The following is a 16,995-nucleotide window of genomic DNA, read 5'->3' as shown; positions in this document are numbered from 1 at the left end:
CACTGTAAGCCTTACGGCGTAAGATACGCCTGCAGGCGCTCCGTGTCCAGAGGCGGAGACGAGAAACCTGACGCTGTAAGGTGACAGCATGCCGACGAGGTCGATCGAACGCTCCCGCCTGACCCGCGCACACGTGCTGCGAACGGCGATGGCGCTCGCCGACCGCGACGGGATCGACGCGCTCACGATGCGCGGGCTCGCCGCCGAACTCGGCGTCGAGGCCATGTCGATCTACCACCACCTGCCGAACAAGGACGCCATCCTCGACGGCGTCGTCGAAGAGGTCTTCGGCGAGATCGAGACCGAGGTGGGCGGCTTCACGGCTCCCGTGGCGGATGCCGCATCCTGGTCGCCGCTCGTCCGCGGACGCATCCTCGGCGCGCGGGCCGTGCTGCTGCGGCATCCATGGGCGGCCTGGGTCATGAACGCGCGCGGCGCCCCCGGACCGACCGCCGCACGACACGTCGACGGCATCGTCGGCATCATGCACGCCGGCGGGTTCTCGTACGACCTCATCCACCACTCGCTGCACGCGCTCGGCAGCCGCGTCTACGGCTACGTGCAGGAGCTCAGCGACGACAAGGATGCCCCGCCGCCCGTCGCGCTCGCGCAACTCGCGACGTTCGCGCCGAACCTCGCGGCGATGCTCGGGGAGGTCGTGCACGACGACCCCGACTCGACGCTCGGCTGGTGCGACGACCAGACGGAGTTCGAGTTCGGGCTCGACCTGCTGCTCGAGGGACTCGAGCGGCGCCGGCTGGCGCAGAACCGGGCCTGACCACGGGGACGCGGGCCGCCGCCGCATCGCACTGGCCGCCACCGCATCGCACCGGCCGCCGGCGCTGCACACTGGCCGCCGGCGACGACCGGGCGTAGCGTGGCATCCGATCTCGAGGTACCGATTCGAGGCATCCGACCGACGCCGCCGGAGAAGGGGGACGCACATGGCCGCGCTCGCACCGATCAGCCCGTGCCTGTGGTTCGACGACCAGGCCCGGGAGGCGATGGAGTACTACGTCTCGGTCTTCCCGGACTCGAGGATCGACCGTATCGACGAGTACCCCGACGAGTCGCTCGACGAGCACTTCGCCGGCATGGCGGGCAAGGTGATCAACGGGCAGTTCACGCTCAACGGCATGCCGTTCACCTGCCTCGACGGCGGCCCGCTGTTCACCTTCAACGAGTCGATCTCGTTCATCGTGAGCTGCGCCGACCAGGCCGAGATCGACGAGTACTGGTCGAAGCTGTCGCACGTGCCCGAAGCCGAGCAGTGCGGCTGGTGCAAGGACCGGTTCGGCGTGAGCTGGCAGGTGATCCCCGCGAACATGGCGGAGCTCACGCGGACGCCGGCGCAGATCCAGGTGATGATGCAGCAGAAGAAGGTCGTGATCGCCGAGCTCCTGACGGCGTGACGGGTCGTCAGCAGTCGGTGGCGAGCGAGGCCACGAGGTGCGCGTTGCGCCGACGGATGAGCCGCCGGAGGTAGGGCACCAGCACGAGCCGCTCGGCCAGGGCACCGAAGACCGGCGAGCCGAGCTCGATCGTGTCGACCATGATGCAGCCCCCGTCGACGCCGCGCCGGAACTCGTGCACGTGCCGGAACGACCGGAAGGGCCCGCGCACCTGTTCGTCGACGAACCGGCCGGGACGGTCGAGTTCGGTGATGCGCGAGGTCATCGTCCAGCGGATGCCGAAGTGCCTCGCGCTCCACGTCACCGACTCGCCGAGCCCGATCGCCCCCTCGACGACTCCCCCGATCGCGCGCTCGCCGGTGTGCGACATCGACGCGACGTGGGCATCGATGTCGAGCGAGCGGTCGAAGAGCGTCTCGGGTGGAACCGGGCTCTGCGTCTCGAGCGTGAACGAGGTGGGCACACGCCGATCCTCTCAGCCCGGCTGGCCGTCGCGGACCGGCAGCGCGTAGCGTGTGTGGACCGGGGCGTCCGACCCGGATCGCGCCGAGGCATCGGAGAATTCGCATGGATGAGCCGCGCCGACCGACCACGGGGCCGAGCCGACTCCGGATCGCACTCGGGCACGCGCTGCGCGGACCCGTGCGCGCCGGCCTCATCCCGCACGCGGTGGTCCTCACCGTGACCGGCCGGAAGAGGGGTGAGCCGCGGTCCACCCCGATCACGCCGATCGAGGTGGGCGGACGACACTGGCTCGTGTCCCCGTACGGCACCGTCGAGTGGGTGAAGAACCTCCGCGCCGACCCCGAGGCCACCCTGGCCCGTCGCCGGACCGTGCGGCGCTTCATCGCCCGGGAGGCGTCGGCCGCCGAAGCCGGCCCGGTGCTCAAGCGATACGTCGCGATCGTGCCGATCGCACGGCCGTACTTCTCCGCCGGCCCCCAGGACCCCGCCGGGGCCTTCGCGGCCGAGGCCGACCGGCATCCGGTCTTCGAAGTGATCGACCCCGGCGCACTCGACGCCGACTGACCGCGCATCGTCGTCGACCCGTGCCGCGCCGCGTCGACGAGAATGGATCGTCGCCGACGAGAGGAGCGCCCGGATGTCGTGGTGGCAGGAGTACCAGGGATTCGTGATCGTCGGCGCGCTCTTCGCGCTCGTCGGGGTGTTGGCCGCCGTCCGGATCCGAATGCGAGCGTGGACGGGGGACGTCGCGAAGGCGTCCGCCGAGGGCCGGACCTGGCAGGACAACCCCGACCCCGCGGTGACGAAGGCGCTCGCCTCGCTGGCGACCGTGGTGCACGTGCCGCTCGAGGTGGGAGCCGCGGCCGACCTGCTGGCCGACGCGAAGCTCCCGAGGTTCTGGCGGCACGACGACCCCCGCGAGTGGAACCTGCCGGCGAGCGCCATCGATCCGACGCCGATCACCGTCGCGCGCCTCGAACCGGCACCCGACGGCTCGACCGTCAGGCTCGTCCGCGCGCAGGAGTTCGCGAGCGTCCCGCACGAGGCGGACTGGCGCAAGCTGCGCCGTGCGCTCGCGAAAGCCGCGGAGGCCCGCGGCATCACCGTCGCCGAACGGCTCGGCCCCCAGCTGGTCCGCACGCCCACGACCGACGTGTCGAACCTCTCGCCCGGCGAGGCCGCCCGGACCCCGCACGTCTGGCTCGCGCCCGCGCCGGCGCCGCCTGGCGCAGGTTGACGGGAAGCCGCGCGACTACAGGCCCTCGGCGATCTCCTTGATCGCGGCCAGACGACGGTCCCAGACGGCGCCGAGCGCCTCGAGCCTGCGCGCGGTCTCGCCGAGCCGGGCCCCGATCACGCGGAACCGCACCTCGCGGCCGACGCGGATCGGCTCGACGAGTCCGACCTCCTGCAGCACGGCGAGGTGCTTCGCGATCGCCTGCCTGCTGACGGGCAGGCGCCCGGCGAGGGCGGACGCCGAGGCATCCCCCTCGCCGAGCGCCGCGAGGATGCTCCACCGGGTCTCGTCTCCGAGCGCGGCGAACACCGGGACCAGCGCCTGGGTCATCCGGCGCCCTCGAGCAGGGCGACGAGCTTGTCGAGTTCGGAGTCCCAGCCCTGCCGGTGGCTCTCGAGGTTCGCGGCGGGGTCGCTCGTGCGTTCGAACCCGGTCTCGACGACGGTGAGCTGCGTGCCGTCGTCGCCGAGGTCCTCGAGGGTGAAGGTGAACACGGTCGACGACTCGTCGACCTCGGCGGGCGGCGTACCCGCCGCGTCGTCGGCGCCCCAGCGGTAGGCGACGAGCCGCTGCGGCTCGATCGCCTCGATGCGCATCGGGATCACGCCGTACCCCTCGACGGTCATACCGCCGCGGGCGCCGACGGCCGCGCCGTCGAGCACGACCTGCCCGAACCACCTCGAGATGTGCTCGGGATCGGTCACCGCCCGCCAGACCTTGTCGACGGATGCGGCGATGCGGATCGTGCGCCGGACGCTGAATCCCTGCTCGTCGATGACGGATGCCGAGGTCGAGGTCATGTGCTCCATGATGGTGCCTTCCTGTGCGTGTCGGGTGGTTCCTGGTTCCGCGGTTCCGCCGCGGGCGGTCTGAAGCGGCTGGTCGCGACGGCCGCGACGAGCGCGAGGACGCCGACCGCGATGCCGATCGCGACGGCGAGACGGGCGCCGGAGGCGTCGAGCGCGACGCCGCCGGCGAAGGCACCGAGCGCGATGCCGACGTTCACCGCGGATGCGGGCAGCGATGACGCGAGGGGTGCGCCGGGCCCGGCAAGCGCGACCACGCGATGCTGGATCGAGGGCCCGGTCGCCATCCCGAAGAGACCGATGCCGAACACGGCGAGCGCGACGACGACCGCGTTGGCGCCGAAGGCCCACAACACAACGAGCGATGCGATCACCCCGAGCGCGCCGTACACCAGTGAGCGGGCGGCGTTCGCGTCGGCGAAGCGCCCGCCGGCGAACGATCCGATCGCGGTCGCGACGCCGTAGACGAGCAGGAACACCGTGACGGCCGCACCGCCGACCCCGGTGACCTGGTCGAGGAACGGCACGAGGTAGGTGATCGCGGTCAGCATCGCGGCGAACGTGAGCGTGCTCACGCCGAGCACGGCGAGCACCCGCGGCGCGAAGGCGTGCCGGGCCTGTCCGACGGCGCCGGCACCGGGAGCCGTGGGCACGGACGGCAGCAGGACCCACGCGAGCGCGAACACGGCGACGCCCGCGCCGACCACGACGGCGAACGATCCGCGCCAGCCGACCGCCTGTCCGAGCAGGGTGCCGAGCGGGAGGCCGATCGCGCTCGAGGTCGCGAAGCCGGAGATGACGACGGCCATCGCGCGCCCGGTCCGCTCCGGCGGCACGACGGTGGTGGCGGTCGTCATGGCTGCGGCGATGAAGAGGCCCTGCACCGCGCCGATCGCGGCGCGGGCGATCACGAACACGAGGTGGTCGGCACCGAGGACTGCCGGCAGCAGGTTGAGCGCGACGAACACCCCGGTCGCCGCGAGCAGCACGTGGCGGCGGTCGAACCGCGTGGTGAGGAACGTGAGGAGCGGGCCGCCGACGGCGAGGCCGAGAGCGTTCGCGGTGAGCAGGGCACCGGCCGCCGCGACGGAGACGTCCAGGTCGACCGCGATGAGGTCGATGAGGCCCACGACGAGCATCTCGGCGCAACCCATCGTGAACGCCCCCGCGAAGAGGAGGCCGAGGACGGCACCCGGGCGGGTGCGCTTGGCGGTCTGGGTCATCTCGTCTCCGTTCTGATCTGCAACCTGATCATTGCAAGTAAGGCCTCATTCTGCAACATTTTCATTGCAGATGGATGCCCGCACCGACGGCCCACCCCTCTCCGGCTCAGGCGCCCCTCGTGCAGATGGGGAGCACTCCCCGTTCCGCTCACCGCCGAACCGTCGCTACGGTGTCCGAACGGACAAGGGCCGGAAGATTGGGGAATGACGGATGCACGTGAAGGCACGACTGATGAAGATGATGGTCGCCGCCGGGCTGGGGGTCGCCTTGACCGTCGGCGGCGGCGCGGCCGTCTCGGCCAGCGCGGCACCGCAGGTCTGGTACAAGATCACCGGGTACTCGCAGGAGGAATGCTCGCGCACCCTCACCTGGTACCGCGGCCACGGCGCCAGGATCTGGTCGGGATGCCACTACCGCACATACGACCACAAGTGGGCGTTCTCGTACTACTGGGCCACCTGACCCGAATGCCGATCTGACGTGCGGACATCGGTGCTCCACGCCGGCTCTCGAGGGTGGCTGGGGCACCGATTCCGTGCAGGTTCCGCCAGGGAACCTACGATCGGAACATGACGGATGCATCTGCCGGCCCCACCGAGTTCGACGCCGACGTCGCCGTGATCGGGCTCGGCGCGGTCGGGTCGAGCGCCGCCTGGCGGGCCGCCGTGCGCGGCCTCGACGTCATCGGGTTCGAGCAGTTCGAGCCCGGGCACCCGTGGGGCGGGTCCACCGGGGCGACGCGCCTGTTCCGCGTGGCCTGCCTCGAGCACCCCGGCCTCACGCCGATCGCGCGCCGCGCCCGCGAGCTCTGGATCGAGCTCGAGGCATCCGCCGGCGACCGCCTGTTCGTCGAGACCGGCGGCCTCATGATCGGTCCGCCGGATTCGCACATCATCGAGGGCACGCTCGCCGCGGCAGCCGCGCACGGACTGCCCGTCGAACGGCTGACGGCCGCCGAGCTCGCCGACCGGTTCCCCGGGCACGCCCGCATGAACCCGGGCGACGTCGGCGTGTGGGATCCGGAGGCGGGCATCCTCCGTCCGGAGGCGGCGATCGTCGCCGCGACGGATGCCGCCCGCGCCGCGGGCGCGCGCATCCGCACCGGCACGCGCGTGACCGCGATCGAACCCGACGCCGACGCCGTCACCGTGCGTACCGACGACGGGTCCGCCGTCCGAGTGCGCCGGGTCGCGATCACCGCCGGCCCCTGGATCGGCCGGTTCGTACCGGGCGCCCCGTTGACGCCGCACCGCGTCGTGATGACGTGGTTCCGAGCGCGCGAGGGGCGGACGGCCGACCTCGACGTGCTGCCCGTGTTCATCCGCAGCGTCCCGGGCCGCGACACCTGGATCTGGGGGCACGGCGCCATGCCGGCCGGCGGGGCATCCGATTCGGATGGACCCGGGGTCGGCGGGTCGGGGTTCGATGGGGGCTTCGACGTCAAGGTCGGCCCCGAGTTCGACGGCCCGTTCGACGCCGACGACCCCGACGCGATCGATCGAGTGGTGCACGAGGGCGAGACCGACGAGATCGGCGACCTCGTCGCGGCGACCTTCCCCGACGTCGACCCCGAGCCGTCGGCCGTCACGACCTGCATCATGGCGCACACGCCCGACGGGCAGTTCCTCGTCGGGCGCACCGCCGACCCCAGGATCGTGGTCGGGGGCGGCTGCTCGGGTCACTCGTTCAAGCACGCCGCCGCGCTCGGCGAGCTCGTCGCCCAGGCATTGGCCGACGAGCCCCCCTTCACGGATGCCGCGTTCCTCGACCCGCGCCGCTTCGACGTCTGAGACCCCGGCCGCCGTCCTCCTCGCGTGCGCCTTTCCGCTACGCGTGCGACTACCTCCCTTGCGTGCGACGTGTACGTCGCACGCGTGGGAGGAAGTCGCACGCGAGGAGGGGCGGATGCTGAGCGGCTACCCGAACAGCCTCCAGAGCCAGTCGAGGATCGTGCGGATGATCTTGCGGATCACCTCGGCCGGGGTCGGCGGCTCCGGCGCGACGTCGGGCTTCACCTCGGGATACACCTCGAGGTCGGTCGGCTCCGCGATCGGCTCGATCACGGCGCCGGCGTCGGCCGGAGCGGCATCCGTCAGCTCGAGGAGCCCGTGCAGGTCGACCGAGCCGTCGGCGGCGATCGTCGGCCGGATGCCGTCGAGGTCGACCGACTCGAACCAGTCGGCGGTCACCGGCGATGCGGCCCCGGTGTTCCAGTGGTTCGACGGGTCGGCCAGCAGCGACGTGTCCGCCTGCTTCAGCGCGAGCACGTCGACCTGCGGCGACTGCCACGAGATCACGCCCGTCGCGCGGAAGTCGGTCGTCGCCGCGTTCGTCTCGAGGCGCACGCCGCGATCGTTGCCGACCGAGGTGATCCGCTCGAGGCGGATGTCCGGACCCGAGTTCGACGTGACGCCCGTCGCCAGGTTGCCGTAGCTGACCGAGTTGCGCAGCAGGTGATCGCCGGGAATCGACTCGCCGCCGAGCTTGAACCCGTTGCCCTCGCCGGTGCTGGTCGGGTCGGCCTCGAGCCAGCCGTTGTCGTAGGCGACCGAGTCCTCGACGATGACCGTGCCGATCGGGCCGGTCGTCGACTTGGCGTAGAGGTCCCAGCCGTCGTCGATGTTGTTGTAGGCGATGTTCGACCGGAACACGTTGCCCTCGCCGACCGCGAGCTTCGCCGCGAACCCGTCGGCGTCGTTGCCCCCGACATCGGCGTTGTTGTGCGACACCGACGAGACGACGAGGTTGTTCGTCGGCCACAGGGCGGGCGGCTCGGACTCGGATCCGGAGATCTGGATGCCGGTGTCCTGGTTGTGGTGCGACTCGACGCGCTCGACGACGTTGTGGTGGCCCTGCACGAGCATCGGCTTCTTCTTGTCGGCGGAGCCGGTGATCTCGAGGTCGTAGACGTGCCACCAGTCGCCGCGGAGCACGAGTCCGCCGTCGGGTGATGCCGTGAGGTCGAGCACGGCGCGGGTGCCGGGCTCGCTCATCAGCGTGATCGGTGCCTCGGCGGTGCCGTTGCGGCCGCGCTCGGCGACGACCTTGCGGGTGACCGCGTAGGTGCCGCCTTCCAGCACGATCTGCTGCCCGGCCTGCGCGAACGCGACCGCGGAGTGCAGGTCGAGCGGCGACGCCGCGGTGCCGGCGCCGTCGGCCGAGCCGTCGGGGGCGACGCGGATCGACTGACCCGGCTTCCCGTACGACCGCACGGTCACGTCGAGCGGCACGTCGACGGGGTCGGTCGACTCGATCGCCTCGTACTCGCCGAGGTGCGGCTGCTCGGCGGCCGGCACGAGCCGCGCGGTGAGGGCGTTGACACCCGGCTTCAGCGAGACGGGTACCAGCACCCGCTCCCCCGGGGCGACCGGGACGCCGCCGGCGACGACCGCGCCCGAGGCATCCAGCACCTGCGCGGTGCCGTACATGTTCGCGACGAACGGGACGTCGAGGTGCTTCTCGGGGGTGGTGCGCGTGACGTCGACCGACAGGGTCGCCGGGATGAGCTCGGTCGGCGGGTCCTGCCGCGGGTCGTCGTCGGCCGGGAGGATGGTCGTGAACTCCCAGTCGGTGACGGTGACCTGGATCTTGCGGGCGACCGCGAGGCCGACGAAGGAGGCTCCGGCGTTCTGCACGTCGAGCATGCCCGGGTCGTACTGGATGACCTCGAGGTCCTCGCCGTCGCGGTGCCAGGTCGCGTGGTAGCCGGTGTTCGACTTGCGCAGGCTCAGCTCGTACACGTCGCCCGCCTGGAACTTCACGCCGGCCGTGTCGGCCCGCCACTGCGGGTCGAACTCCTCGGAGTCGCTCATGTCGCGGGCACCGGCGGCGTTGTCGGTCGTCGCGCCCGTGTAGCCGTGCACGAACCGCGCGCCGGGCGTGCCGTCGCGCCACTCGCCCGCGCCGGTCCCCCAGTTGTAGCGCGTCAGCAGTGCGCCGGCCGAGTTGAAGTACCGCGCGGCGGAGACACCGGGCACGAGGTCGTCGACGGCGACCACACCGAAGCCGGACTGCGCGTCCTTCGCGGTCGCGTCGTCGACGCGGAACGTGGCCGTGAGCGTGAAGTTCTCGGTCGCCGGATCGACCTGCGTGTAGAAGTACTGGAATCCGTCCTCCGAGTTCGCGAGCTTCGTGGAGCTCGCCTTCGCGTCGAACGTGATCGAGCCGTCGGCGTTCTCGACGACCGTGCCGCCGGAGCCGGCGTTGGAGCCGACGTCGGCGATCTGCCAGCGCTCCACCTCGGCGGCGACGTCGACGGTCGTCTCGGTGCCGGCGACCGACTCGGTGCCGCGGTGGGCGACGACGCGCACCTGGTAGGTCGCGCCGGGCGTGAAGCCGGCCACGTCGGCCGCGGTGCCGGTGAGCCCCTCGGCGAGCGTGACGAACGCCTCGCCGCCGGTGCTCGCCTCGACCGAGTACGACTCGGCCTCGGCCGAGGCCGACCACGTGAGCGCGAGCGTCGCGCTGCCGCCCGAGATCGCGCTCGTGAGCGCACCGGTGACGGCCGGGCCGGCGAGCGGGAGCGAGAATCCGTCGACGACCTGCCGCGCCGACACGAGGGCGGATGCCTCTCCGGCGCGCGTGAGGCGCACCTCCACGTCGTACGATCCCGAGGCCGGCGGCGTCAGTTCGAGCTCGCCCGATGCGCCCTCGGTCGCGGCGAGCGCCTGGTCGACGACCGCGCCCGCTGCGTCGTACAGGGTGGCGTAGACGACGTCACCACCGTCGGCGCCGAGCAGGCCCTCGTAGCCGACGACGAGGTTCGCCGGGTTCGATGGGTCGACGTCGACCGACGTCACGACGGGTGGGGCGACCTCGGCCCACGGCGCGCGGGCCTCGGACTCGAATGCCCCGAGCTGGGCGAAGTAGACGTTCACGCCCGAGCTCGGGGAGGCAAGCCAGTACTCGCCCGGTGCGGTGATCGGGATGCTCCCGGTCACGACCGCCTGCGTGTCGACGTCGGCGAGCGCCGGCGTGCGGCCGACCTCGCCGGTCGCGCTGTACAGCGCAACGGCGCGGTCGGCGGTCGCGCTGCCGCTGCGCGCGTTGACGTGCACCTCGGTCGGCACGTCGCCCTCGCCGACGGTGAAGTGCAGCGAACGGGATGCCTCGGTGCCCGAGCCGTTCAGCTTGATGCGCTTGGTGAACGCCTCGCCACGGTCGGAGATGCGCGCGTGGGCGTCGACGGTGACGTTCTTGCCCGCCGCCGCGTAGATCGTGAAGTCGGTGCCGGTCGGGGTGATCGCGACGTGGTCGGCGACCGCGAGGTCGCTCGCATCGAGCGCCCCGGCCGGGCCGAGGGCGACGGCGCCGACCGCGCCCGTCATGGTCAGGGCCGCGGCGGTCAGCACCGCGAGCGAGGTTCGGAGCGTGCGCGTTCGGGGCATGGGTCTCCTCATCGAGAACGGACCGTAGAGCATGGCTCATCGCGCCGGCCGTTCCGCATCGAACGGGGCGAGAAAGCGCTTTCTCAGGCGGGTACGTTCGGTACGGTAACCGCATTCCCGCCTGCCGTCAAGGCGGAAACGGAGCCATCCGCGATGGGCCCGACGCGCGACGTCGCCCTCACCCCGCGCGGCGACATCCGTCACGAATCGACGAGGCGTCCGGTCCTCGCTCATGACGACTCCGGTCGAGCCGTGAGGTGAGAGCGGGAGCACCGGGTTTCAGGCGGCCCTCCTCCTCGGGGTATGCGCCAAGCAGAGCATGGCTGGTCCCACCCGCCGCCGGAGCGTCGCCCGCAGGGAATCGGAGCCGTCCGTCGGCCGGAGGTCGACGGACGGCACCGAGTTCTGTCACGATTCGGCTGGATACCCGGTCGCAGTGTGCAGGGGGCGATCGCGCCCCCACCAGGGGAGGACTGCGCATGAACGACGATCTCGACGATGCCGTCGCCGTGTTCGAAGGCGTCCGCGGCAGGCTGTTCGGCATCGCCTACCGGATGCTCGGCAGCGCGACGGAGGCCGAGGACCTGGTCCAGGACGCCTGGATCCGCTGGCAGGGCACCGATCGCTCCGCCGTGCTCGATCCGCCCGCGTTCCTCGCCACCACCACCACGCGGCTCGCGATCAACGCCCTCCAGTCGGCTCGAGTTCGGCGTGAGACCTACATCGGCCCCTGGCTGCCCGAACCGGTCGACACGAGCGCTGACCCGATGCTCGGCGCCGAACGCAACGAGGCGCTCGGGTTCGCCGTGCTGACGATGCTCGAACGACTCACCCCGACCGAGCGTGCCGCCTACGTGCTGCACGAGGCGTTCGCCTATTCGTACGCCCAGATCGCCGAGGTCGTGCAGCTCTCGGAGCCGGCGTGCCGGCAGCTCGTGAGCCGGGCCCGCAAGCACCTGCACGGGGACCGCAGGCGAGAGGTCGCCGCATCCGAGCAGCGTCGCCTGCTCACCGCGTTCGTCGCGGCCGCACAGACCGGCGACCTGGAGCAGCTCGAACGCCTGTTCGCGGAGGACGTCGTGTCGTACTCCGACGGCGGCGGGCGCGTGCGCGCCTCCAAGTTCCCCGTGCACGGCCGGGTCATCGTCGCGAAGTTCCACCGCGCGTTCCACACCCACTTCTGGCCGGGCGTCGAGGTGCGCCCTTCGGAGCTCAACGGCCAGCCGTCGATGCTGCTCTCGAAGGACGGCACGACCTTCGCCGCGCTCGCGCTCGTCGCCTCGGACGACGGGATCGACCAGGTGCTGTGGATGATGAACCCCGACAAGCTGGGGGCCGTGGCAGCGCATGCGTGACGAGCATCCGGCCGGCCGGATGCGATCTGCGCTCGACGCGCACGACGAGATCGAACTGGTCCGCCTGTTCACAGCCGACGCGCGCCTGATCGTCGACGCCGGCGACCCCACCGGCGGGGAATGGCGGGGGCGTGCGTCCGTCGCCCGGATCCTGCTCGACCGCCTCGCAGATCGGCAGGACGTGGTGTTCGACCTGGTCGACGTCAACGGCGGGCCCGGCGTCTCGCTCCGCGGTGCCGGAGGCCGCGTGATCGGGGTCGTCGCACTCGGCATCGACGCGACCGGACTCGTCGAGGCCGTCTGGGTGACGACGGCTCCGCGAAAGCTCACGTCGTGGAATCCGGATCCGCCGGATCCGCCGGATCCGTCACATCCGGCGTCGCAACCCGGTCGGAGCAGGTGAGGGCGGCGGATCGCCGCCGCGGGAGGAGAGGACCCACATCATGAAGATCGTCGTCATCGGAGGCACCGGCCTCATCGGCTCCCGCGTCGTCTCGCAGCTCGAGGCGCACGGGCACGAGGCGATCGCCGCATCGCCGAACACGGGCGTCGACACGCTCACCGGAGCAGGCATCGCCGAGGCGCTCGCCGGTGCCGACGTCGTCGTGGACGTCTCGAACTCGCCGTCGTTCGCCGACGACGACGTGCTCGCCTTCTTCACCACGTCGACGAACACGCTCCTCGCGGCCGAGCGCGAGGCCGGCGTCGGTCACCACGTCGCGCTCTCGATCGTCGGCGCGGACCGCCTTCCCGACAGCGGATACCTCCGCGCGAAGGTCGCCCAGGAGCGGCTCATCGTCGACTCCGGCCAGCCCTACAGCATCGTCCGTGCCACCCAGTTCTACGAGTTCGGATCGCGGATCGCCGACGCCGCGACGACCGACGGCACCGTCCGGGTGTCGACGGGCCTCATGCAGCCCATCGCCGCGGCCGACGTCTCCGACCAGGTCGCCCGCGTCGCCGCCTCGGCCCCGCTGAACGCCACGATCGACGTGGCCGGCCCCGAGAAGCTCGGTCAGGACGAGTTCATCCGCCGGGTGCTGACCGCCGCCGGCGACGCCCGCACCGTCGAGTCCGACCCGGCCGCCGAGTACTTCGGGACCGTGCTGGCCGGCGACGAGCTGACCCCCGGGCCCGGCGCCCAGCTGTCCACGACGACCTACGACGAGTGGCTCGCCGCGCAGCCGACGCCGGCGAAGTAGGCGCGATCATGCGAATCGCAGTGGTCGGCGGCACCGGCCTCATCGGTGCCCGTGTCGTCGACCGGCTCCAGTCCACGGGGCACGACGTCGTCGTCGCCTCCCGCGCGACCGGCGTCGACTCCTACTCGGGCGACGGCCTCGCCGACGCGCTCGCCGGAGCCGACGCGCTGATCGACGTCTCGAACTCGGACTACCTCGACGAGGCCGGCGCGAACGAGTTCTTCTACGCCTCGACGCTGAACCTGCTCACCTACGGCGCCGCGGCCGGTGTCGGGCACCACGTCGCCCTGTCCGTCGTCGGCACCGACCGCCTCGCCCGATCGGAGGGCGGGTACTTCGCCGCGAAGGCGGCCCAGGAGCGACTCATCCGGGCGTCGCAGCGGCCGTACACGATCGTGCACTCGACGCAGTTCTTCGAGTTCATCCAGAGCATCGCGGATGCTTCCGCGGTGCGGCACACGGTGCGCGTGTCGAACGCGTTCATCCAGCCCATCGCAGCCGACGACATCGCAGCCGCGGTGGCGGCGACGGCGGTCGGCCAGCCGGTGAACGACATGATCGAGTTCGCGGGACCCGACCGGTTCCGTCTCGCCGACCTCGTCCGGCGCGGGCTCTCGATCCGCACCGACCCGCGCGAGGTCGTGGCCGATCCGCTGGCCGACTACTTCGGCACCCGGCTCGAGGAGCACGACCTGCTGCCGGGCCCAGACGCGACGCTGGCGACGACGCACTTCACGGACTGGCTCGAGGCCGGCATCGCGTCGGGTCAGGGGCGCGACGAGCGGGCGCTCGGGCTCAGGCCCGCCTCGAATTGAGCGAGGATCCACCGGCGGGCCCGGCCGGATTCGCCTGATGGCGGAAACGGTCGGGCCGGCACCCGCGAGCCTCGTTCAGCTCTGGCCGCGACGCGCCGCGCGGGCGGCCGCGCGACGCGCCCGGCGGGCCTGCGCCTCACGTTCCGCGATCTCCTTCAGGTCGGGGTCGCCGGGCGAGAACACCGTGCGGAGCGCATTGCGCTCGACGGCCGCAGCGCGCGCGTCGCGCGTGGCGATCAGCAGCGCCGAGCCCGACGCGGCGATGGCGACGACGGCCGCGACCACCCCTGCCGTGCGCACGGCCGAGGCATCCGCCCATTCGGGCTCGAAACCGGACACCACGACGGCCGCCACCCAGAGCGCGGGCGGAGCGATGCCGCCCGCGACGAGCCACGTCGTCATGCGGCCCGCCCGCTGCCGGAGCAGCAGCGGCAGTGCGGCATCGTCGGTCCACCACCGGGGCCGGCCGTCGGCGACCTGGCGGAACGCGGTGCGCTCGCGGATCCGCCGCACGATCACGAAGGCCGCCGTGAGGAGCACGACGATCGCCCCGCACACGGCGATCGCGATCCCGCCGTACAGGCTCAGCCCGTCGATGAACCGCTCGACGGGTTCGTCGTAGTACTGCTCGTCGCAGCGACGGCAGGGCTGGCGCAGCCAGACCGAGGCGAACCACGCCACGACGCTGACGCCGGTCGCGACGGCGGCGACGATCAGGGCGGTCTCGAGCCGAGCGAACGCACGCGGTCGAAGCAGGGCGGGCGGGTCCTCGACCGGCAGCGCCTCGCGACGACGCCGTTCCATCGCCTCGGTCGTCGACTCGAGTCGCTGCCACGGCGCGCGGATCGCGACGCGGCGCGCATCCTGCTCCTCCTCCGCGGCCTGCAGCAGCACGCGCACGACCAGCCAGCCGAGCACCGCGACGACGCTGACGACCACGATCGCCCAGACCGCGGGTTGGCCGCGGCCCTCGTCGTCGAAGAGCCCGAAGAGCAGCGCGAATCCGCCGACGGCCATCGCCACGACGGCGATCGTGAGCACCGCGCGGCGCGCATACCGGGCGGGCAGGATCGCGATCCGCGACTCCTGCGCCCACGACGGCACCGCATCGGGATGCTGCGCCGCGTGCCGTTCGAGCAGCCGCAGCGACTGCGCGGCGGCGACCCCCGACAGGGTCGGGATGGCGAGAGCGAGCACGGGTCCCAGGACGAACAGCGCCGGAACCGTCAGACGGAAGAACTCGTCGAAGCCGGTCGCACGCTCGAGATCCCACAGCGCCTCGTCGAAGACGATCGCCGCGACCAGCAGCAGCACCCAGGTCGCCGCGGTGCCGGCGGTGAAGCCGATCGCGACATCGACTCCGGCACGGGCCACCGCCGAAGCCGTGGTCTCGGGCACCTCGACGAACCGCAGCTGCGACGCGGCGCGCTGCGGCACCCCGCGCCGGGACGCCTCCTCCTCGCGCGCGCGCCGTCGCCGCCGGGTCACAGCGCCCCGGTCGCCGGCTGCTCGACGACCCGCCCGGCACCCTCGAACACGAGCAGGCGGTCGGCGAGCTTGTCGACGAAGAACCGGTCGTGGCTCACGACGAGCACGGCCCCCGGGAAGTGCGTCAGCGCCCGCTCCATGACCTGCGTCGACGTGATGTCGAGGTGGTTCGTCGGCTCGTCGAGCACGATGACCGCGGCACCCGAGAGCAGGCACTGCGCGATCGCGACCCGCGCGCGCTGCCCACCCGAGAGCGTGCCGATCTTCTGCTGCAGGTCGGACTCCGAGAACTGCAGCATCGCGAGGAACCGGTTGACGCTCTTCTTCGTCGCGCTGAACGCGAGCGAATCGGGGTAGGCGTTGACCGCGTGCCCGACCGTGTCGGTCAGGTCGAGCTCGGCGTACACCCGGTTGTACGAGACGAACCCGGCGCCCTTCGCCCAGCGCACCTGGCCGGAGTCGGGTTCGGTCTCGCCGGTGACGACGTCGAGCAGGGTCGACTTGCCCGAGCCGTTCGACCCGAGCACTGCGACCCGGTCGCCGCGCTGCAGGTCGAACGTGACGTCCTCGAACAGCGGTTCGCCGCCGTACCCCTTGGTCAAGCGGGTCACCGTCAGCAGGTCGTTCGACACCCGGAGCCCGTCGTAGATCGACGTGATGATCTGGTCGATCGGGCGCGGCGCCTGCTTCTTCTTGATGTCGGCGAGGCGACGGGCGACCGCATTCGATGGGTTGCGGGCCGCTTCGCGGCGCGCCGCGGCGGCATCCTGCTCGTAGGCCAGCAGCTCCTCCTCGTGGGCGAACTGCCGCTCGAGCATCCTGAGCCGCGACTGCTTCGCGTGCACGTAGGCCGAGTAGTCGCCCTCGTACTCCTGCAGCCGGTAGTTCTCGATCTCGATGATGCGAGTGACGACGCCGTCGAGGAACTGGCGGTCGTGCGACACGACGAGCACGGCGCCGCCGAACCCGGCGAGCCAGTTCTCGACCCACTTCACGCCGTCGAGGTCGAGGAAGTTCGTCGGTTCGTCGAGCAGCAGCACGTCGGGTGCGCGCACGAGCAGCAGCGCGAGCGCCGCGCGATTGCGCCAGCCGCCCGAGAGGCGATCGACCGGCAGGGCGCGCCGCTCGTCGTCGAAGCCGAGCCGCGTGAGCACGGTGTCGATGGTCGTCTCGTAGGTCCAGCCGTCGATCGCGTCCATGCGCTCGAGCAGCTCGCCCTGCTCGGCGAGCAGTCGGTTCATCTCGGCGTCGGGCATGGGCTCGGCCAGCAGCATGCCGATCTCGTCGATCCGCGCCTGGGTGTCGTGCACGTCGGCGAACTCGGCGCTCAGGATCTCGTGCACGCTGCGCTCGCCGTCGAGTTCGGAGAACTGCGAGAAGTAGCCGACGGTGGTGCCCTGCGTCATGTCGACCGTGCCGCCCGTGGGTTCGCGGCGACCGAGGACGAGCTCGAGCAGCGTCGACTTGCCGACGCCGTTCTTGCCGATGAGGCCGATGCGGTCGCCCCGGCGGAGCTTGAGGTACACCTCTTTCAGGACCTGCCGCCCCTCGAGGTCGATGCTCACGTCGTTCAGGCGGATCAGGCTCACGATCGGCGATTCTAC

General features: G+C 71.7%; 17 protein-coding genes. 10 read left to right on the top strand and 7 right to left on the bottom strand.

Annotated features, from left to right (window positions below):
• Window positions 1–88 precede the first annotated feature (88 nt).
• Together ELQ40_RS03990 and ELQ40_RS03985 are read left to right on the top strand one after the other, a co-directional pair.
• Window positions 89–778, top strand: a complete 690-nt coding sequence (locus ELQ40_RS03990; protein WP_127792521.1) for a TetR/AcrR family transcriptional regulator — start codon at window positions 89–91, stop codon at window positions 776–778.
• A 166-nt stretch (window positions 779–944) separates the two neighbouring features.
• The gene (locus tag ELQ40_RS03985) at window positions 945–1,412 is read left to right on the top strand and encodes a VOC family protein (RefSeq protein ID WP_127792520.1); all 468 of its coding nucleotides are present in this window, start codon (window positions 945–947) and stop codon (window positions 1,410–1,412) included.
• Window positions 1,413–1,419: 7 nt separating this feature from the next.
• Here the strand turns inward: ELQ40_RS03985 and ELQ40_RS03980 are convergent, their stop codons facing one another.
• Window positions 1,420–1,875, bottom strand: a complete 456-nt coding sequence (locus ELQ40_RS03980; RefSeq protein WP_127792519.1) for an SRPBCC family protein — start codon at window positions 1,873–1,875, stop codon at window positions 1,420–1,422.
• Window positions 1,876–1,979: 104 nt separating this feature from the next.
• Between ELQ40_RS03980 and ELQ40_RS03975 the strand changes: the two genes are divergently transcribed.
• Both ELQ40_RS03975 and ELQ40_RS03970 read left to right on the top strand, forming a co-directional pair.
• Window positions 1,980–2,441 carry a nitroreductase family deazaflavin-dependent oxidoreductase gene (locus ELQ40_RS03975; protein ID WP_127792518.1) on the top strand — a complete coding sequence of 154 codons (462 nt, stop codon included), beginning with the start codon at window positions 1,980–1,982 and terminating at the stop codon, window positions 2,439–2,441.
• Between the two features lie 73 nt (window positions 2,442–2,514).
• A complete protein-coding gene (locus ELQ40_RS03970; protein ID WP_127792517.1) occupies window positions 2,515–3,114 on the top strand; it encodes a hypothetical protein in 600 nt (199 codons plus the stop codon).
• A 15-nt stretch (window positions 3,115–3,129) separates the two neighbouring features.
• On the opposite strand, the gene ELQ40_RS03965 is transcribed toward ELQ40_RS03970, so the two are convergent.
• Genes ELQ40_RS03965 through ELQ40_RS03955 form a run of 3 tightly spaced genes read right to left on the bottom strand, consistent with a single transcriptional unit; the run spans window position 3,130 to window position 5,143 of the window.
• Window positions 3,130–3,444: a metalloregulator ArsR/SmtB family transcription factor gene (locus tag ELQ40_RS03965; protein WP_127792516.1), complete on the bottom strand. Its 315-nt coding sequence runs from the start codon at window positions 3,442–3,444 to the stop codon at window positions 3,130–3,132.
• Window positions 3,441–3,914: an SRPBCC domain-containing protein gene (locus tag ELQ40_RS03960; RefSeq protein ID WP_240665929.1), complete on the bottom strand. Its 474-nt coding sequence runs from the start codon at window positions 3,912–3,914 to the stop codon at window positions 3,441–3,443. Before ELQ40_RS03960 ends, ELQ40_RS03965 begins: the two co-directional genes overlap by 4 nt.
• A complete protein-coding gene (locus ELQ40_RS03955; RefSeq protein ID WP_127792514.1) occupies window positions 3,911–5,143 on the bottom strand; it encodes an MFS transporter in 1,233 nt (410 codons plus the stop codon). The genes ELQ40_RS03960 and ELQ40_RS03955 overlap by 4 nt, the downstream gene beginning before the upstream one ends.
• Window positions 5,144–5,360: 217 nt before the next feature.
• On the opposite strand from ELQ40_RS03955, the gene ELQ40_RS03950 reads away from it, so the two are divergent.
• The gene (locus ELQ40_RS03950; RefSeq protein ID WP_127792513.1) at window positions 5,361–5,606 is read left to right on the top strand and encodes a hypothetical protein; all 246 of its coding nucleotides are present in this window, start codon (window positions 5,361–5,363) and stop codon (window positions 5,604–5,606) included.
• 107 nt (window positions 5,607–5,713) lie between these two features.
• On the top strand, window positions 5,714–6,934 hold the full coding sequence (gene solA / locus ELQ40_RS03945; RefSeq protein ID WP_127792512.1) for an N-methyl-L-tryptophan oxidase: 1,221 nt from the start codon (window positions 5,714–5,716) through the stop codon (window positions 6,932–6,934).
• 126 nt (window positions 6,935–7,060) lie between these two features.
• On the opposite strand, the gene ELQ40_RS03940 is transcribed toward solA, so the two are convergent.
• On the bottom strand, window positions 7,061–10,531 hold the full coding sequence (locus ELQ40_RS03940) for a right-handed parallel beta-helix repeat-containing protein (RefSeq protein WP_127792511.1): 3,471 nt from the start codon (window positions 10,529–10,531) through the stop codon (window positions 7,061–7,063).
• A gap of 479 nt (window positions 10,532–11,010) precedes the next feature.
• Here ELQ40_RS03940 and ELQ40_RS03935 point away from each other — a divergent pair, with 479 nt between their 5' ends.
• From ELQ40_RS03935 to ELQ40_RS03920, 4 genes are read left to right on the top strand one after another with little or no spacing between them, the layout of a single operon-like run.
• Window positions 11,011–11,886 carry an RNA polymerase sigma-70 factor gene (locus ELQ40_RS03935; protein ID WP_127792510.1) on the top strand — a complete coding sequence of 292 codons (876 nt, stop codon included), beginning with the start codon at window positions 11,011–11,013 and terminating at the stop codon, window positions 11,884–11,886.
• 19 nt (window positions 11,887–11,905) lie between these two features.
• Window positions 11,906–12,289 (top strand): hypothetical protein, encoded by a 384-nt coding sequence (locus tag ELQ40_RS03930; RefSeq protein WP_127792509.1) that lies wholly within the window; start codon window positions 11,906–11,908, stop codon window positions 12,287–12,289.
• A gap of 40 nt (window positions 12,290–12,329) precedes the next feature.
• Complete coding sequence (locus tag ELQ40_RS03925; protein ID WP_127792508.1) at window positions 12,330–13,088, top strand: SDR family oxidoreductase; 759 nt, start codon at window positions 12,330–12,332, stop codon at window positions 13,086–13,088.
• A gap of 8 nt (window positions 13,089–13,096) precedes the next feature.
• Window positions 13,097–13,903 carry an SDR family oxidoreductase gene (locus ELQ40_RS03920; protein ID WP_127792507.1) on the top strand — a complete coding sequence of 269 codons (807 nt, stop codon included), beginning with the start codon at window positions 13,097–13,099 and terminating at the stop codon, window positions 13,901–13,903.
• Between the two features lie 75 nt (window positions 13,904–13,978).
• Here the strand turns inward: ELQ40_RS03920 and ELQ40_RS03915 are convergent, their stop codons facing one another.
• Both ELQ40_RS03915 and ELQ40_RS03910 read right to left on the bottom strand, forming a co-directional pair.
• Window positions 13,979–15,391, bottom strand: coding sequence for a hypothetical protein (locus ELQ40_RS03915; protein WP_127792506.1), 1,413 nt, complete (start codon window positions 15,389–15,391; stop codon window positions 13,979–13,981).
• Entirely contained in the window at window positions 15,388–16,980 is a 1,593-nt protein-coding gene (locus tag ELQ40_RS03910) for an ABC-F family ATP-binding cassette domain-containing protein (RefSeq protein ID WP_127792505.1), read from the bottom strand. The genes ELQ40_RS03915 and ELQ40_RS03910 overlap by 4 nt, the downstream gene beginning before the upstream one ends.
• Between the last annotated feature and the right edge of the window lie 15 nt (window positions 16,981–16,995).

Source organism: Agromyces sp. LHK192, from assembly GCF_004006235.1.
Classification (GTDB): domain Bacteria; phylum Actinomycetota; class Actinomycetes; order Actinomycetales; family Microbacteriaceae; genus Agromyces.
This window is presented reverse-complemented; position numbering and strand designations above follow the sequence as displayed.

Coding starts and splice junctions, on each gene's coding strand:
- ELQ40_RS03990 (WP_127792521.1), top strand. CDS start 89: ATGCCGACGAGGTCGATCGAACGCTCCCGCCTGACCCGCGCACACGTG.
- ELQ40_RS03985 (WP_127792520.1), top strand. CDS start 945: ATGGCCGCGCTCGCACCGATCAGCCCGTGCCTGTGGTTCGACGACCAG.
- ELQ40_RS03975 (WP_127792518.1), top strand. CDS start 1,980: ATGGATGAGCCGCGCCGACCGACCACGGGGCCGAGCCGACTCCGGATC.
- ELQ40_RS03970 (WP_127792517.1), top strand. CDS start 2,515: ATGTCGTGGTGGCAGGAGTACCAGGGATTCGTGATCGTCGGCGCGCTC.
- ELQ40_RS03965 (WP_127792516.1), bottom strand. CDS start 3,444: ATGACCCAGGCGCTGGTCCCGGTGTTCGCCGCGCTCGGAGACGAGACC.
- ELQ40_RS03960 (WP_240665929.1), bottom strand. CDS start 3,914: ATGACCTCGACCTCGGCATCCGTCATCGACGAGCAGGGATTCAGCGTC.
- ELQ40_RS03955 (WP_127792514.1), bottom strand. CDS start 5,143: ATGACCCAGACCGCCAAGCGCACCCGCCCGGGTGCCGTCCTCGGCCTC.
- solA (WP_127792512.1), top strand. CDS start 5,714: ATGACGGATGCATCTGCCGGCCCCACCGAGTTCGACGCCGACGTCGCC.
- ELQ40_RS03940 (WP_127792511.1), bottom strand. CDS start 10,531: ATGCCCCGAACGCGCACGCTCCGAACCTCGCTCGCGGTGCTGACCGCC.
- ELQ40_RS03935 (WP_127792510.1), top strand. CDS start 11,011: ATGAACGACGATCTCGACGATGCCGTCGCCGTGTTCGAAGGCGTCCGC.
- ELQ40_RS03930 (WP_127792509.1), top strand. CDS start 11,906: ATGCGATCTGCGCTCGACGCGCACGACGAGATCGAACTGGTCCGCCTG.
- ELQ40_RS03925 (WP_127792508.1), top strand. CDS start 12,330: ATGAAGATCGTCGTCATCGGAGGCACCGGCCTCATCGGCTCCCGCGTC.
- ELQ40_RS03920 (WP_127792507.1), top strand. CDS start 13,097: ATGCGAATCGCAGTGGTCGGCGGCACCGGCCTCATCGGTGCCCGTGTC.